Origin of the sequence: Mesorhizobium sp. B2-9-1, assembly GCF_006439455.1 — a bacterium.
Taxonomy (GTDB): Bacteria; Pseudomonadota; Alphaproteobacteria; order Rhizobiales; family Rhizobiaceae; genus Mesorhizobium.
On record NZ_VFTP01000004.1, the window covers coordinates 365002 to 379115 of the forward strand.

The 14114-nt window shown below is 63.6% G+C and carries 22 protein-coding genes, 1 pseudogene and 1 riboswitch; of the genes and pseudogenes, 13 read left to right on the plus strand and 10 right to left on the minus strand.

Annotated elements, in window-relative coordinates; all coding sequences use genetic code 11:
* Nucleotides 1-4 precede the first annotated feature (4 nt).
* A complete protein-coding gene (locus FJW05_RS11930; RefSeq protein ID WP_140631972.1) occupies nt 5-355 on the minus strand; it encodes a metalloregulator ArsR/SmtB family transcription factor in 351 nt (116 codons plus the stop codon).
* A 42-nt stretch (nt 356-397) separates the two neighbouring features.
* Here FJW05_RS11930 and FJW05_RS11935 point away from each other — a divergent pair, with 42 nt between their 5' ends.
* Both FJW05_RS11935 and FJW05_RS11940 read left to right on the plus strand, forming a co-directional pair.
* Complete coding sequence (locus tag FJW05_RS11935; RefSeq protein WP_140631975.1) at nt 398-913, plus strand: DUF6428 family protein; 516 nt, start codon at nt 398-400, stop codon at nt 911-913.
* Nucleotides 914-1193: 280 nt separating this feature from the next.
* A complete protein-coding gene (locus tag FJW05_RS11940) occupies nt 1194-1661 on the plus strand; it encodes an isoprenylcysteine carboxylmethyltransferase family protein (protein WP_181164915.1) in 468 nt (155 codons plus the stop codon).
* 3 nt (nt 1662-1664) lie between these two features.
* Here FJW05_RS11940 and FJW05_RS11945 read toward each other — a convergent pair whose 3' ends face one another.
* Together FJW05_RS11945 and FJW05_RS11950 are read right to left on the minus strand one after the other, a co-directional pair.
* The gene (locus tag FJW05_RS11945; protein WP_140631981.1) at nt 1665-1937 is read right to left on the minus strand and encodes a PilZ domain-containing protein; all 273 of its coding nucleotides are present in this window, start codon (nt 1935-1937) and stop codon (nt 1665-1667) included.
* A gap of 151 nt (nt 1938-2088) precedes the next feature.
* Nucleotides 2089-2661: a histidine phosphatase family protein gene (locus FJW05_RS11950; protein ID WP_140631983.1), complete on the minus strand. Its 573-nt coding sequence runs from the start codon at nt 2659-2661 to the stop codon at nt 2089-2091.
* Nucleotides 2662-2744: 83 nt separating this feature from the next.
* Nucleotides 2745-2888: riboswitch (adenosylcobalamin (AdoCbl) riboswitch) on the plus strand.
* Between FJW05_RS11950 and FJW05_RS11955 the strand changes: the two genes are divergently transcribed.
* The 5 genes from FJW05_RS11955 to FJW05_RS11975 all read left to right on the plus strand — a co-directional run bounded on the left by FJW05_RS11955 (nt 2889) and on the right by FJW05_RS11975 (nt 6009).
* Nucleotides 2889-3098: a CbtB domain-containing protein gene (locus FJW05_RS11955; RefSeq protein ID WP_095770085.1), complete on the plus strand. Its 210-nt coding sequence runs from the start codon at nt 2889-2891 to the stop codon at nt 3096-3098. It abuts the riboswitch before it with no gap.
* Between the two features lie 104 nt (nt 3099-3202).
* Nucleotides 3203-3943, plus strand: coding sequence for a CbtA family protein (locus tag FJW05_RS11960; protein ID WP_140631986.1), 741 nt, complete (start codon nt 3203-3205; stop codon nt 3941-3943).
* A gap of 351 nt (nt 3944-4294) precedes the next feature.
* Nucleotides 4295-4768, plus strand: a complete 474-nt coding sequence (locus FJW05_RS11965; RefSeq protein WP_140631988.1) for a hypothetical protein — start codon at nt 4295-4297, stop codon at nt 4766-4768.
* 116 nt (nt 4769-4884) lie between these two features.
* The gene (locus FJW05_RS11970) at nt 4885-5784 is read left to right on the plus strand and encodes a DUF1259 domain-containing protein (RefSeq protein ID WP_140631991.1); all 900 of its coding nucleotides are present in this window, start codon (nt 4885-4887) and stop codon (nt 5782-5784) included.
* Nucleotides 5785-5787: 3 nt separating this feature from the next.
* Complete coding sequence (locus tag FJW05_RS11975; protein ID WP_140631993.1) at nt 5788-6009, plus strand: hypothetical protein; 222 nt, start codon at nt 5788-5790, stop codon at nt 6007-6009.
* Between the two features lie 147 nt (nt 6010-6156).
* On the opposite strand, the gene FJW05_RS11980 is transcribed toward FJW05_RS11975, so the two are convergent.
* The 4 genes and pseudogenes from FJW05_RS11980 to FJW05_RS27725 form a co-directional block, all read right to left on the minus strand.
* The gene (locus FJW05_RS11980; RefSeq protein WP_140631995.1) at nt 6157-6873 is read right to left on the minus strand and encodes an ABC transporter permease; all 717 of its coding nucleotides are present in this window, start codon (nt 6871-6873) and stop codon (nt 6157-6159) included.
* Complete coding sequence (locus FJW05_RS11985) at nt 6870-8198, minus strand: cation diffusion facilitator family transporter (RefSeq protein WP_140631997.1); 1329 nt, start codon at nt 8196-8198, stop codon at nt 6870-6872. The genes FJW05_RS11980 and FJW05_RS11985 overlap by 4 nt, the downstream gene beginning before the upstream one ends.
* A 7-nt stretch (nt 8199-8205) precedes the next feature.
* Entirely contained in the window at nt 8206-8463 is a 258-nt protein-coding gene (locus tag FJW05_RS11990; RefSeq protein WP_040973109.1) for a metal-sensing transcriptional repressor, read from the minus strand.
* A gap of 151 nt (nt 8464-8614) precedes the next feature.
* Nucleotides 8615-8701: pseudogene (locus FJW05_RS27725) on the minus strand (AraC family transcriptional regulator); the annotation flags it as partial.
* A 215-nt stretch (nt 8702-8916) separates the two neighbouring features.
* Here FJW05_RS27725 and FJW05_RS12000 point away from each other — a divergent pair.
* Nucleotides 8917-9252, plus strand: coding sequence for a hypothetical protein (locus FJW05_RS12000; RefSeq protein WP_140632000.1), 336 nt, complete (start codon nt 8917-8919; stop codon nt 9250-9252).
* Between the two features lie 48 nt (nt 9253-9300).
* On the opposite strand, the gene FJW05_RS12005 is transcribed toward FJW05_RS12000, so the two are convergent.
* Complete coding sequence (locus FJW05_RS12005) at nt 9301-9450, minus strand: hypothetical protein (protein WP_112100506.1); 150 nt, start codon at nt 9448-9450, stop codon at nt 9301-9303.
* A gap of 245 nt (nt 9451-9695) precedes the next feature.
* On the opposite strand from FJW05_RS12005, the gene FJW05_RS12010 reads away from it, so the two are divergent.
* The 3 genes from FJW05_RS12010 to FJW05_RS27425 all read left to right on the plus strand — a co-directional run bounded on the left by FJW05_RS12010 (nt 9696) and on the right by FJW05_RS27425 (nt 10627).
* Complete coding sequence (locus FJW05_RS12010) at nt 9696-9878, plus strand: hypothetical protein (protein ID WP_036258067.1); 183 nt, start codon at nt 9696-9698, stop codon at nt 9876-9878.
* A gap of 61 nt (nt 9879-9939) precedes the next feature.
* Nucleotides 9940-10320: a YkvA family protein gene (locus FJW05_RS12015; RefSeq protein WP_140632002.1), complete on the plus strand. Its 381-nt coding sequence runs from the start codon at nt 9940-9942 to the stop codon at nt 10318-10320.
* A gap of 151 nt (nt 10321-10471) precedes the next feature.
* The gene (locus FJW05_RS27425; protein ID WP_181164916.1) at nt 10472-10627 is read left to right on the plus strand and encodes a hypothetical protein; all 156 of its coding nucleotides are present in this window, start codon (nt 10472-10474) and stop codon (nt 10625-10627) included.
* Between the two features lie 21 nt (nt 10628-10648).
* On the opposite strand, the gene FJW05_RS12020 is transcribed toward FJW05_RS27425, so the two are convergent.
* On the minus strand, nt 10649-10864 hold the full coding sequence (locus FJW05_RS12020; RefSeq protein WP_140632005.1) for a hypothetical protein: 216 nt from the start codon (nt 10862-10864) through the stop codon (nt 10649-10651).
* Between the two features lie 402 nt (nt 10865-11266).
* Nucleotides 11267-11452: a hypothetical protein gene (locus tag FJW05_RS12025; protein ID WP_140632007.1), complete on the minus strand. Its 186-nt coding sequence runs from the start codon at nt 11450-11452 to the stop codon at nt 11267-11269.
* A gap of 563 nt (nt 11453-12015) precedes the next feature.
* On the opposite strand from FJW05_RS12025, the gene FJW05_RS12030 reads away from it, so the two are divergent.
* Nucleotides 12016-13413 (plus strand): sensor histidine kinase, encoded by a 1398-nt coding sequence (locus FJW05_RS12030; protein ID WP_140545031.1) that lies wholly within the window; start codon nt 12016-12018, stop codon nt 13411-13413.
* Nucleotides 13410-14054 (plus strand): response regulator transcription factor, encoded by a 645-nt coding sequence (locus tag FJW05_RS12035; RefSeq protein ID WP_140545005.1) that lies wholly within the window; start codon nt 13410-13412, stop codon nt 14052-14054. The genes FJW05_RS12030 and FJW05_RS12035 overlap by 4 nt, the downstream gene beginning before the upstream one ends.
* Nucleotides 14055-14114: the final 60 nt, after the last annotated feature.

The window sequence follows — 14114 nt, forward strand, 5'->3', positions numbered from 1 at the left end:
GCGGTCATTGCCGGGCCTCCTCGCCCGGCCGGCAGCAAGATGCGGCAGCCGCCGGCGCGCAGATTTCCGGCCGGCCGGAGCAGCAGTCCTCCATCAGGAAGCGGATCAATCCGGATAGCGCGTCGAACTCGGCGCTGTAGACGATCGAGCGGGCATCGCGCCGCGCGGTCACGAGGCCAGACCGCTCCAGTTCCTTGAGGTGAAAGCTGACATTGGACGGCGAGACCTCGACCTGCTCGGCGAGCGAGCCGGCGGCAATGCCTCCCGGGCCGGCAACGACCAGCAGCCGCAGCAGGCGCAGCCGTGTTTCCTGCGACAGCGCGCCAAAGGCGGTCAGGGCTTGACGTTCATCCACGTTTCAACAATCCTTGAAATATTGAAATGAGGAATAGCCGACATGCTCTCTTCCGACAACCGGAAAAATGTGGCCCCAATCGACCCCTCCGACCTGACGATCGGCGATCTGCTGGTTGCGCTGGCCGATCATACGGACACGCCGCTGGTGTTCCGCTGTGGCGGGCGGCCGGTAAAGCCGGGCTATCATGTCACCGAGGTGAAAGCGGGGCAGTTCGCGGCGCTGGATTGCGAAGCGAACCCGGAATCATGGTCTGAAATCTTCGTCCAGCTGTGGGACGTGGACGAGGGCGGGCCGGTCCATATGCCGGCCGGCAAATTCGCCGCGATCATCCGCAAGGTGGCGGATCATGTGGCGCTCGATCAGGCGGCGAAGCTGACCTTCGAGGTCAGCGACGGCCTGCGCCCCATCGAACTGCACCGGGCAGCCCAGCCGAGCCTTGTTGGCGGGACCGTCGAGGTCGAGCTGTCGCCACGGCCGGCAAGCTGCAAGCCGCGCGACCGCTGGCTGGAAGAACAGAAGGCGGCAAGTGGCTGCGGAGCGAGCCGCTGCTGTTGAGCCCGCGAATGGTGACGCGCCGCGCCTGATCAAAACCGGATCATGCCATTGGCCTGCAATAAATAGAGGCCCACGAGAACGATGGCGATCAGCGCCACCCAAACAGCTGTCTTGCTCATCCGCGAAATCCTGTTGATCGGCGATAGTGAACGCGCGCGCTACGGTTGTGTTCCCGATATGCCGGGTTGCACATCGCCTAGGCAGGATCAAGTCACGAATTGCTGGACGACGAGCGTCCGTGCATAGTGGCGGCAATGGCGCCTGGTCGATGAAGATGGCTATGGATGACAAAGCGGACAATCCGGGCGTGGCGGTGTTCCCGCCGCTGCTCTTTCTCGTGGCGCTGATCGCGATGCTGGCGCTGCGCTATGTCTGGCCGCTGGCGATCGGCGGCCGCCCGCTGACCATCGTGCTCGGCATAGTGCTGGCAGTACTGGCGGTTGCGATCATCGCCTGGGGACGCTCGATCATGTTGCGCGGCGGCACCAATGTGAACCCGACGCTGCCGACCACCGCGATCATCACCGGCGGCCCGTTCGGCTTCACCCGCAACCCGCTCTATGTCGGCCTGATGGGGCTGCTTCTCGGGATCGGGCTGCTCTTTGACAGCTGGTGGGCCGTCATCGCGACCATCGCGAGCTTCCCCATCCTGCATTACGGCGTGGTGCTGCGCGAGGAGGCCTATCTGGAACGCAAGTTCGGCGAACCCTACCGCGCCTACAGGGCGAGCGTGCGCCGATACCTTTGAGCATCAGTCCTTCGGCACGTTGCTGTAGAGCGCCACGCCGACGCGGTCGTTGCGCCGCCACCGCACCAAAGCGCGATAGGCCGTATCGTCGGCCGGGACCTCGAGCAGGAAGCGGTCCGGGATCTCCACATCTGCGCCAACGCGCAATTCCGCGCCCTGCTCGTGCTGATTTCTGACCGAGCAACCGATCCTGACGCCGGCGGCGATGATCGTGGCTTGCTTGAGCACGAATTCGCGCGCATGAAGACGTCGCTCGGTCTCGGGAAAACTGGCCATATCCGGCGGGCTCCTCAGGCAAGGCTCTCCTCGCCATGGGGCCGCACCATAGCAGCGAAGCGTTTCCGTTCCGTTAGCGATCACTGAAACGGTGGTGTGCCGGCTTGATATGCCGGCCGGGTCCACGGATGGAGCGTTCACGCCTGAGCGTTCAGCCGGCGACAGTGACGCCGCTCGCGCGCAGCACCCAGCGGCGGCCGTCGCCGCGGAACTCGGTGAGCGACAGCGGCTCGATGTCGATCTTCCAGACCGAGGAAAGCGGCGCGCCGAGCACATGCGCCATGGTGGCGCGGATCGGCACGGCATGCGTCACCGCGATGGTGTGACCGCTCTCGCCGGCCAGCCGCTCCATCAGCGCAGCACCCCGCCGGGCGACGGCGGCGAGCGATTCACCGCCATGAGGCGCCGCGTCTGCGTCGGCGAGCCAGGCCGCCATGCCTTCGGGATCCTCGACCTGCACCTCCTCGAAACTTTTGTCGGCCCAGCGTGCGAAATCCTGCTCGGCAAGCAGCGGCTCGATCGCCGCGTCAAGGCCGAGCGCCTCGGCCGTCCGCCGCGCGGCCAGCGCCGGACTTGTCCAGACACGGTCGGCGCGACGCAGCGAAGCGGCCAGCGCGCCGGCGCGATCGAGGGCGCGCGGCTCCGGCGGCTCATCGTTCGGAAAGCGGCCCTTGCGCATGCCGGGCGTCGCTCCGCTTGCGATCATCGTCAGGCGGGCAAGCATGAAAAACTCCGTGGCCCAGCGAAAAACAGGCCTCACGTAGCCGTGCCGCCATTACATGTCGTTGACAGGCGAACGAAGTGCTGACAAGTGTCTTAGTGCTATACGGGATTGGAAGCCGGTGCGAGTCCGGCACGGTCGCGCCACTGTGATCGGCACCAGCCGAAAGTCAGGCCTTATTCCGCAGCATCGTTCGATCAACGGGACGCAGTATCCCACGGGAGGTCAATATGTCCGACACCACCTTCGCCCCCAGCTACGGCCCGGTTGCGATTCCGGTCCGCGAGCTTCTGCCCTGGGCCATCCTCGGCGGGCTGCTTTTGATGCTGGCGATCTATTTCGTCGGCGCGGAAGAAGGCGCGACCTCGCTGATCCGCGGCACCTATGTGCACGAATTCGTGCATGACGGCCGACACCTGCTCGGCTTCCCCTGCCACTAAAGCGGTACAGCATCGCTGAACCCGCTTTCGATTCTGATCTAACGCAATTCCGGACGGAAAACCGCTACGCACTTTTCCTGGAATTGCTTGGAGGGATTAGTGACATGGTTGGAAAACTTTTGCTGCGCGGCATGCTTGTCGGGCTGGTCGCCGGGATTCTGGCGTTCGCCTTCGCCCACGTCTATGGCGAGCCGCAGGTCGACAAGGCGATCGCCTTCGAGGAACAGCAGGCCCAGGCCGCCGGCGGGGCGCCGGAGCCCGAGATGGTCAGCCGCGCCACGCAAGCCGGCATCGGCCTGGCAACCGGCGTGCTGATCTATGGCGCCGCGCTTGGCGGGCTGTTCTCGCTGGTCTTCGCCTACGCCTATGGCCGGCTGGGCTCGCTGGGACCGCGCGGCACCTCGGCGCTGCTGGCGTTGCTCGGCTTTCTGGCCGTGATCGTGGTGCCCGGCCTCAAATATCCGGCCAACCCGCCCGCGGTCGGCAATGCGGAAACGATTGGCTACCGCACCGAGCTGTTCTTCATCATGATCGTCGTCTCGATCGCGGCGATGGTGGCGGCGGTGGGTCTGGCGCAGCGTCTGTGGAAGCAGCTCGGCGCCTGGAACGCCTCGATCGTGGCCGGGCTCGCCTTCCTCGTCGTCTTCGCTTTGGTGAAGGCGGCGCTGCCCGACATCAACGAGGTGCCGGAGAACTTCTCAGCGACCGTGCTGTGGCAATTCCGCGTCGCCTCGCTCGGCATCCAGCTGGTGCTGTGGACCGTCGTCGGGCTCGGCTTCGGCGCGGTTGCCGAACGCGTGGTCGCGGTGCGCGACCAGCGCAGCCCGGCACGCCGCTACGCCTGAAATCCGATGCGTTGGCCGCCACTGTTTCGCGCCCTGGCGGCCAAAGCGGCTCAACGGTCGGTACGACCGCAGAGCCACTTTGGTCTTTTGTTTTCTCGCAATTCCAGACGGAAAACCGCCGCACACTTTTCCTGGAATTGCTCGGTTGCTCAACGGTCGATACGACCGCAGAGCCACTTTGGTCTTTTGTTTTCTCGCAATTCCGGACGGAAAACCGCCGCACACTTTTCCTGGAATTGCTCGGTTGCGGCGCTGCTCGCATTTGTGGCCGCCACATCCGCGCAAGCGCATAGCGGATCCTCGGCCCCACCTCCTCCGGGCATCCAGATCCCCAGCCTGACCCACGGCCAGATGGCCGTCATCGCGCGCTATCGCGGCGATATCCTCGACCTCGCCCAGCGCCAGACCACGACCGACCCGACCTTCCGCCGGCTCTACAATCACGGCAATCTGCAATTCACCTATTGCCTCTGGGGCTTGATGCCGGGCAGCCTCGGCGACGAGGAAAGCCCGTTCAACGAATGCAGCCACGCCTATCTCGCCACCGCCAAGGCGCTGCTCACCTATATGGCCACGATGCCTTCAGCTGAACGGGGTGCGAAGGCGCTGATCTCGGACATCGATGCCGAGATGGTGCGCAGCGGCGCGTCGTGGATCCTGTGCCAGTATAGCGGCGAGGCCTTCAGCACCGGCGCGGTCGTCGAGCCACGCTGGCGCGACATCTTCTTCCACTTGCCGAGCCTTGCGGTGATCCTCGGCACTGTGGCCGCGCTCGGCGCCGCCGCATGGTCGATTATCGGCGCGCCGCGTAGCCGCACGGCCTAGGGGCTTTTCACCGTTTCACGGAAACCGAGCGCGCATCACAATTCCGCGAGCGCGATGGCATCTCGGAACGGCAGACGTTTTCATTTGGGCACCTGGGCTGAACACAGGAGCAAATCATGCATGGAAGAATCATAGCTGGCCTCGCGTTAGCAGCCTCCCTTGGAATTGCCCAACCCTCCCTTGCCGCGCCCGACTGGAAGGCGGTAGCGCAGGCGCTCGGGAAATCCGGCACAGAAGCACCAGGGGGAGTCTACCGCGTCGGGCTGCCTCGCTCCGATCTGAAAGTCACTCTCGACAGCGTGGAACTCAAACCGGCCTTGGCGCTCGGCTCATGGCTCGCATTCAAACCCATGGGCGATCACGACGCCATGGTAATGGGCGATCTCGTGTTGACCGTGCCAGAGATCGACCCCGTGATGATGAAACTGATTGAAAGCGGGATCGAGATCACGGCCCTCCACAATCACCTGCAGAGAGCCCAGCCGGAGACGATGTATATGCACGTCCTTGGTCACGGCGATCCGGAAAAATTGGCCACCGCGCTGCATTCAGCGTTGCAGCAGAGTGCTACGCCGCTTTCTGACGCGCCGGCGAGCGCCGCCGCTGCTTCGAAGTCAATTGATCTCGATACGTCGATCATCGACCAGGCGCTTGGCCACAAGGGCAAGGTCAACGGCGGCGTCTATCAAGTCAGCATCCCGCGCGCGGAGACCGTCAAGGACGATGGCATGGAAGTGCCGGATGCAATGGGCTCTGCGATTGCCATCAACTTCCAGCCGACCGGAAGTGGCAAGGCCGCGATCACCGGCGATTTCGTCCTGATCGCCTCTGAAGTGAATCCGGTACTACGAGCTCTGCGGGAAAGCGGGATAGAGGTGACCGCTGTGCACAACCACATGCTCGACGATCAACCACGGCTATTCTTCATGCATTTTTGGGCAAATGACGATGTCGGGAAGTTGGCCAAAGGGCTGAGGCTGGCGCTCGATCAAGTGCACCTCAAGACGGGTAGTTGATCTTTGGCAGAAGCCCTTCAAAATTCGGAAGGGAGCTACATCGGCCCGGGCGGCGTCGAGCAACCCGGCTCCAAGAGGAATGGCGGCTGCGCTGCGGACATCTACGCGGCGCGGGCCCTCCGGGATTTCGGCGATGGCTTTGCCGCGGTGCTCTTGCCGGTATACCTGGCTTCAATCGGGCTTGGACCGCTCAAGATCGGCGTTGTCGCCATCGATCCTCTATGATCTGGCTTTGCTTTGGGCTTTCCGCCACGTTAAGCCGCCTGAGGAGCGATGAAGCTGCGCCTGTCTGCAGAAGGTGACAATCAACCCGATTTCAGCCTACGCAGGGCAGAGCTCAGCCGCCTCTGAATTGCAAAAAAGCCAGCGATTTCAAGCAACCAAGAACTGGCGCAAAGCCGCGCCGAACAGGAACAAGCCGGTGCCGATCTCCAACAGCGTCGAGATGCGTGCGTCATTAGAGCCAAACCGGTCGAAGATAGCGACGGAGCCTTTTCGGAACAGGACCGCGAGGGCGACGACGATCCCGAGGGTAATCGCCACACCCGCCATCATGGCGACGGCGAACACCAGTCCGGCCCACGGCACCCCGCGGGCGATCGCGAAGGTCATTACGAAAAGCGTCAGCGGACATGGGATGAGCCCCGCCATGACGCCAACCGCTTCGCCCTCGTGGGCATGATGTTGGTGACGGCCGCGCACCGCGCGCCAGATCATCCAAACACCAGCGAGCCCGAGCAGCCCTCGGCTAAGTGCTTCCAGTGCCGGAGCGCGACCGACACTGCCGAGCGCGATCGAAACCAGCGGCAGCGCCAGCGCGGCGATCAGAACGGCAAGGCTGATATGCGTGAGGGAAAGCGCCAGCGACACCAGCAGCCCGCGCGACAGCTTTACCTGCGAGCCGGCGATGTAGGCGGCGAGCAGCGTCTTGCTGTGGCCCGGCGTCAGCGCGTGCGCCGCGCCGAATACGACGCCCATCGGCAATACCGCAAGAAGCGCCAACCAGTTGCCGTCCGTAGCGAACGACTTCAGGTGTTGCGCCACAGCCAGATAGATCTCACGTTGATATTCGAAGAGTGCCTGTATCATCTATTCGCGTGCCCATCGTGGTGGCCTTCCGGTTCGGCCATGGCGAAGGGCAAATCCTCGGTGTCGGGACCGGCCGCCAGTTGCAGCCTGGCGCTGAATTCGTGCGGTTCGGCAGGTGCGACCAGGCTCTGCAAATAATGATGGTCGCCGCCGACCGGCGACAGCGGCAGGCTTTCGACCGCACCGTCCATCCTTTCAATAGCGACGTTCGCCCGCAGGCCCTCGGCGTGACGCGACAGGCGCAGCCGCATGCGCTCGCCCTGCGGCGTGCCGACGATTTCGAGCAGCCCGCTGGCTAGCTTGCCGTCGACAAGGAACGGATCCGGCGCATGATGGTGGCCGACTTCCGTCTCCGGCTCGGCAAAGCGCACCGTGGCAACGTCGAGTGCCGGGATGTGCGCGAAGAGCTCGGCCTTGAGCGATGCGGCGATGTTGTTCGCGGCGGCAAGCAGCAGGCCGTCATTGACCGCGATCTCGACATCGACATGCAATTTGTGGCCAAGCCAGCGGGCCTTGACGTCGGCCACCCTTTCGATCCCGGCGACATGGTCGGCGGCGTGATGAATCTCGCCGACCAGGCCGGGCTCGACGCCGTCCAGCATGCGGGTCAGCACCGAGCGCGCCGATTGCCAGACGATAGCGAAGATGGCGACGGTGATGAGCAGGCCGATGATCGGATCGGCGAGCGGAAGGCCGAGCCAGACGCCGGCCGCGCCTGCGACGACGGCAAGGCTGGTGAGGCCGTCGGTGCGGGCGTGATAGCCGTCGGCAACCAGCGCCGCGCTGTTGATCTGGCGACCGACGCGGATGCGAAAAACCGCCACCGCTTCATTGCCGAGGAAACCGATGACGCCGGCGACGGCCAACCAGCCAAGGAAACGCACCGGCTGCGGATTGAACAGGCGATTGATCGCCTCGTATCCGGCCACCAGCGCGCTGGCCAGGATGATGAGCACGATGATGATGCCGGCGAGATCTTCGACCCGGCCGAGGCCGTAGGTGAAGGCCCTTGTCGGTTTGCGGCGCACGAGTACAAAAGCGATCCAAAGCGGGATGGCGGTGGTCGCGTCGGCGACGTTGTGGATGGTGTCGGCAAGCAGGGCTACGCTACCCGAAAGCATCACGACGACAATCTGGAGCGCGGCCGTGACCGCGAGAATCACGAACGACCACTTGACCGCCCAAATGCCGCGGTCTGTGGTGGCGATGGTCGCGTCGATCACGCCATGAGTATGGCCATGCGGCCCATGATCGGCGTGGCCGTGGCCGCCATGGTCATGCCCGTGCACGCCGAAGCCGAACCAGTCGAGCGCTTTTTCCCACATCGCCGCCTCACAGATATTTGGTGAGCTGCTTCAGCTCTTTGAGCGTGTCCCTGGTCGGTTCGCCGCCTTCGACAAGGCAATGCTCCATATGGTCGTGGATCAGCTCGCGCTTGGCATTGCCGACCGCGCTTTCGACGGCGTGGAGCTGTTGCGCGAGGTCAAGGCAGGACCGACCCTGCTCGAACATGGTGAGCACGGCGGCGAGATGGCCATGCGCTCGCTTGAGCCGGGCGATGATATCGGGATGGGAGCTGTGTATCGTCATGGCAATATCCTATCCCCCAGGGTAGGATATTGCCAACAGACAGTATGCCTCGAACTCTCGAGGCTAGCCTCCTGCAGCGGCTGGACTCGCCACCCGGCCGAGCGTGGCAACTGGGCACTTTCCCCGGAATTGCCTGATGCGCCTCCGCACTGGCATAGCGTCCGGGCGGCCGGCCGGCATGGCGGCTGAAGGCGCTGAAGGTGCTGGCCGAGCCGTAGCTGACGCGCTCGGCGACCTCGCCAATGTTGCCCCCGCCGGCGCAGCCGGTTCTTGCCTGCGGGGCAGTATCTGCCGCGAAATCCCGGCTTCATGTGATCGATCGGCTGCAGCGACCGGCAGCCCCGCGGCAACCAAATGCTTGGTTTGCCGTTTATTTTAGCGGTTGCCGCCACCCACCGTGGCGCCAGCCGGCTCCAGTGGCCTGAGACCGCGCGGGGCTGAAAGGAGGCCGCAATGACACGGCCCGCAGTGGAGATAGGCGACCGGGTGGCTGTCATCGCCACCGTGATCGAGCGCATCAAGGACCGCGTGATACTGAAGCTCGACGGCGACGGCCATAATTATTCGATGGCCGAGCCCAATGCCAAGGCAGGCGACAAGCTCAGACTGGAGGGCGACGTCGTGCATGTCGACGAGGATCTCGGACGCACGACCGTGCAGGTGCTGGGGCGCGTGACCGTCGACACCAAGTCGGTCGAAATGGTGACGAGACGTTGCGACCTCGACCATATCGGCTCGAACGTGCCCGGCCACCCTCGCCCGCGCACCCCGCCGACGCCGCATGGGTGAAACCGGCGGCTGAGGCGCGATCCTCCTCCCCGCGAAACGGTGGATTGCTTAGTGGCGCTTGAAATACTGCACTTCGCGCTCGTGCTTTTCCGCCGCTTCGCGGGACTTGAAGGTGCCCAGATTGCGGCGCTTGCCGGTTCTGGGATCGATCTTGCGCGAATAGAGCCGGTACTCGCCGGATTTCAGCTTGCGGATCATGGCGGTCTCCTTGTGAACCAGGACTCTAATCCGCCTGGGGCCTTCGCGGTTCCGAGCAGGCCATGCTGCCCGATCGTGGCCCGCCGGCAAAAAGCGCTCCTGTCGGTGAACCATTTCACGGACGGAAACGACCCAATGTTGGAAGCGACACCGTAACGACACGATTGCGTCGGATTATTTGCGTTCAAATGACTTTCGCGACGCTATGCGGATGTCGCTGAAGTGCCGGATCTGAGGAGGGTGCGATGGTTACGGCGAAGCTTCACGGCGTTGAACTCGTCAGGGGCCAGAAGTGGACGGTGCGCGTCACCGCCTACGGCACGACGCTCATCTTTCCATTTGAAGCCGAGCAATATGCGCGCTCCTATGCTGATGGCCAGGCCTTCCGCCTCGGCGTCGAGGTCGTCGAGCTGAAGGACTGCGCCTAAGGAACCGTGCCGGCGATCGGCAGTTGGCCTGACGAACCGCACAGCTGTATAGAATAGGCGCATGTCGGCTTTCGCCTCGGCAAAACAATGGGCGCGCAAGATCAAGCGCGATGTGGTGGCGCTGTGGATTGCGGCCCGCGATCCGCGCGTGCCCTGGTACGCGAAAGCCACCGCGGGCGCCGTCGCTGCCTATGCGCTGAGCCCAGTCGATCTTATTCCGGACTTCATCCCCATCATCGGCTACCTGGACGACCTGGTGATCGTGCCTGTCGGCATCATGCTCGCGGTCAAGCTGGTCCCGGCCGATCTGATGCAGGAATTCCGCGAAGAGGCGGTGCGACGCGAGAAGCCGGTGAGCAAGGCCGGGCTCGCCTTCATGATCGCGCTCTGGGTGCTGGCGGCGCTGGCGCTCACTTGGCTGTTCTGGCCAGAGCCGGCCTGAATGCTTCGGGGCCCGACGGCGTCGATTGCGTTGGCCTGTCGCGGCCCATCTTTAGATTAGCGACATCTTGTATTTGTTGCAAATCAGGGTCATGCTTTTGGCACACGCGAAACGACATGCGCAGTGGGTGGATCAAAAAGGGTCAGGCGTGATGCAATTCGCAGTTTGCTACGACCACAGTGGGATCGATCTGGCGCGGTCGATCCTCTTCGATGTCACGGCGTTCCTTGCGCTGATGGCGCCATTGGCGATCGCGCGACTGATGGAGATATCGCGACAGGACGCCGCCCGGCTACAGCCCGCCTGAGGCCTGAAAGGCACGGAATTCCTAACCGTCGCGGGCGACCTTTCGGATCGGCAGGTCGCCGAGCAATGCCGAACAGTCGATCACCTCCTGGAAGTGAGCCTGCGGATCGAGCACGAGCCATGAAGCGTGGGTGCGAAGATCCTTCAGCCTGGCATTCTTTTGCGCACGCGCCAGGCGCTCCGCTTCGGAAGCCTGAAAAGGCTTTACGGCCTTGTGATGGTGAGGAGTCCTCGACATCGCGGCGGAAAACGCGCCGACTCCGCTTTTCCTTCCGCGAAAGCGGACCCTCTGCGCATTGCAATGACCCGTGGGGCCAGGGCTGACGGCACCGCGCAACGCTGCAACTGGTGCGACAAACGAGCGGAAAGTGCCGGATCGGCGGTTGGGGTAGCCCGGCTTGCCTTGGCGGTAAAAGAGTACGGCTCTTTGACAGGCAAGCCGGGCTGAAGCGCCGACCTTTGGGTTTCCTTGGGGGGAGCCGGCGCAGGGACAGAGTGTCCGTTTCCCGCCGCACCCACAATTGTTGCTGAAGTCCGATGCGCCGGCGCAATGGTCCGACCGGTTGGAAGCCGCGATGCCGCAACTCCAAGGCTGAAAAAAGCGCAGACTTTCCTCGAATTGCTCCAGGCGCCCGAACGCTTAAACTCGTGTAAGATGGCCGTCTTCTTGAAGCGCTCTTTTGACGAAAAGCTCGGCGTGTTGCGCCCATTCCGCTTCCGCCACGTCATTCTCCCGAACGGACTGCCTGAAAGCTTCCCGCAGTGCCTCGAGCTCAAAAATCGACAACCGCTCGTTTGTTTTTTGCTTTTTTTTGCCGACGTCCATACTGCGTTGCCAACAACAGCGTGATGAAGCCCATTGTATATGCGGCGGTTGTTCGACCCATCAACAGCTTGATCCTGACTTCTTTTGGGGGCAAATTTTTGCCGCGACGTCCGCGGTTCATGTCGGGAAAGAGCGGCCCCGGCCGCCGATATGGGCTGGGTTGCAAGCTGGGCCGCCCGAGAGGTCGCCGCTATATGTCTACATCCACAACGATCGATGAAGAGACCTGGCCAAGCCAAGGCATCAGCGATGTGGCGCTATATCCCGCGGGGCATATGCCGTTGGTCTGGAGCCGGGGCTTGATTGGTGGTTGTGTCGGCATTGCAAAAGAACCTGTAATTTCAGGTGACAGCCGGCCTGCGTCTTCTCCGTCAACAGGAATGGCGCTGGCTTTGCCGCCCGGGAGAGCAAGCAGCCTCCTCGCTTGCGAATCAAAGCTCGCCCGTCGGCGTGCGCCCAAACCTGCTCTGCCATTAACCTTCCCCACGGGCACGGACCAAGGTCGGTGTCGCAATTGCCTCCCCTCACCTATACTGTCGCGGACGGGTGGGTGAATGGTGCCGATGGTTGGGAGGTATTTAACACGACCTGCACGAGTCTGGAGCGGGCTCTCTCTGGCCTGGCAGTTCGTGATCGCGGGCGGCATCGGCCTTCTGGCGGTGATGCTCGTGGTCGGGCTGTGGGTGACATCGCAGATCCGTGACGGGGTTCTGCACAATTCCGCCGCCACCACCGCGCTCTATGTCGACAGCGTGATCGCACCGCTGTTGCCCGATATGCGCAAGAGCCAAGAGCTCGACGACACCGTCAAGCGGGCGCTGGACGAGACGCTGGGCCAGGGCGCGCTCGGGAAAAGGCTGGTCTCGTTCAAGCTGTGGCGGCGCGACGGAACGATCCTCTACTCCAAGGATGCCAGCCTGATCGGCAAGCAGGTCAGGCCCAACGCCAACCTCATCGCCGCTTTCGCCGGCGACGTCATGGTCAAATACAACAGGCTCGAGGACGAGGAAGACGACAAGGAGCGGTCGATGGGCGTTCCGCTGCTCGAAATCTACAACCCGGTGCGCGAGCCGTGGTCCGGCGAGGTCGTTGCTGTCAGCGAATTCTACGAATTGTCCGGCGATTTCGAGGAATCGCTCCACTCGGCCCTGCTGTGGACATGGCTGGTGGTGGCGGCCGCCACCGCCGCGGCGCTCGCCCTGCTCTCCGGCATCGTTTTCCGCGGCAGCCGCACCATCGTCACGCAGCAGGCGGCGCTTGAGGCGAAAGTTTCCGAATTGCAGACGGCCCTGGCGCAGAACTCGTCGCTGCGCCAGCGCGTTCAACGCGCCTCGCGCCGCGCCACAGCAATCAACGAGCGGTATCTGAGGCGCATCGGCGCCGACCTGCATGACGGACCGGCGCAACTGGTGGCGCTTGCCGCGCTGAGGATGGACAGCCCGGCGCTGGTCGACCCGGCCACGTCGAGCACGCTGCGCGAAGCCGAGATCGCCGGCATACACAAGACGCTCGGCGAAGCGATGCGCGAGATACGCGGCATCTGCAACGGGCTGGTGCTGCCGCAGATCGAGGCGCAGGCCATCGCCGACATTTTGCGGCTGGCGGTGGCCGAGCATGAGCGCCGCACCAGCACCAAAGTGTTGCTAACCCTGCCTGAGCGCTTGCCGGAACTCGGCACCTCGGAAAAGATCAGCGTCTATCGCTTCGTGCAGGAAGGCCTGAACAACGCCTTCCGGCATGGCAAGGGCAAGGGCCAGCAGGTCAGAGCCACGACCAAAGGCGGCAAGCTTTTGGTCGAGGTGATGGATAGCGGTCCCGGCTTCGACCCGGCCCGAAGCGAGGGCCTTGGGCTTGCGGGCCTCAGGGAACGCATCGAAAGCATAGGCGGGCAGTTCGAGACGCTGTCCGGCCCGGAAGGAACAAGACTGGTGATTGCCTTGTCTGTCGAGGAGCAACCGTGAGCACATCCATCCGCATCGCAATAGTGGACGACCACCCCCTGTTTCGCGAGGGCGTGGCGCGCAGCCTCGGCGAAATCGGCGGCTTCGAGCTTGTGGGCGAAGGTGCCAGCGCCGAGGACGCCGAAAGGCTGGCGCGCGCCAGCACGCCCGATATTCTCCTGCTCGACATCAGCATGCCAGGCGGCGGCCTCAACGCGCTCGCCGGCATCCTTTCAGCGATGCCCGAACAGAAGATCGTCATGCTCACGGTGTCGGAGACCAATGCCGACGTCGCCCAGGCATTGAAGGCCGGCGCGCGCGGCTATGTGCTGAAAGGCGTCGGCTCCAAGGCGCTGGCCGAGATCCTGCGCGACGTCGCCAATGGCCAGAGCTATGTATCGCCGAGCCTTTCGGCCAGGCTGCTCTCCGACCTTTTGCAGCCCACCGGCAGCAAGCCCGATCCGCTCAGTCAGCTCACCGGCCGCGAGGCCGAGATCCTGAAACTGGTCGCCGAAGGGTTGAGCAACAAGGAGGTAGCCGCCCGGCTGTCGCTGCAGGAGAAGACGGTCAAGCATCACATGACCAGGGTGCTCGCCAAGCTCAACGTGCGCAACCGCACCGAGGCGGCGCTGCTGATGCATGAGGCGAGGGAGAGGCACTAAGGAACTGGGGAACTGGGGAACTGGGGAACTGGGTATCTGGGGAACTGAAGAGCCCTCTCT